This window comes from Oleiphilus sp. HI0128, assembly GCF_001635365.1.
In genome coordinates this window covers 1-695 of sequence record NZ_LWGG01000440.1, presented here as the reverse complement: position 1 = coordinate 695, position 695 = coordinate 1, and the positions used below count along the sequence as shown (strand labels likewise).

At 47.8% G+C, this 695-nt stretch carries 1 protein-coding gene; it reads right to left on the bottom strand.

The features are described from left to right. Window positions 1-49 precede the first annotated feature (49 nt). Window positions 50-695: aspartate carbamoyltransferase catalytic subunit (locus tag A3763_RS05420; RefSeq protein ID WP_156494936.1), on the bottom strand; the 646-nt coding region annotated here is incomplete at its 5' end.

Sequence of the window (695 nt, the reverse complement as noted above, 5' to 3'; positions counted from 1 at the left end):
GCGCCGGAGTCAGAGAAAACTAGACGCTGACCATTTTTAAGAAGCATGCTCATTTTGACTCCTCACTGTTTTTCTCTTCCGTTTGACCACTCATTGCCATCGACATAACCGCCATTCTTACAGCAATACCATTAGTGACCTGATCCAGGATCACTGACTGCTCGCCATCTGCAACTTCCGACTCGATCTCAACGCCGCGGTTAATCGGCCCCGGGTGCATTACAATTGCATCAGGTTTGGCTAGTGCCAAGCGCTCACGAGTCAAGCCATAAAGCTGAAAGTATTCCTGCTCACTCGGTAGCAAAGCTCCTTGCATTCGTTCACGCTGCAATCGAAGCATAATAATCACATCAAGGTCTTTTAGGCCTTCATCCATATTGTTATAGACATTAACATCCAATGACTCGACACTTTTCGGCAGCAAGGTATTAGGAGCTATCACTCTTACTTCATCAACACCGAGTGTATTCAGCGCTCTAATCTGGGATCGTGCAACTCTTGAATGCAAAATATCACCCACAATTGCGACTTTCAGGCCCTCGAATTGCCCCTTATTCTGACGAATAGTCAGCATATCCAGCATTGCTTGTGTCGGGTGGGCGTGCCAACCATCTCCTGCATTCACAATAGCCACACCAGGTGTGACAGACTCTGCGATAAAATGCGCGGCACCACTCGAGGCATGTCGAACAACA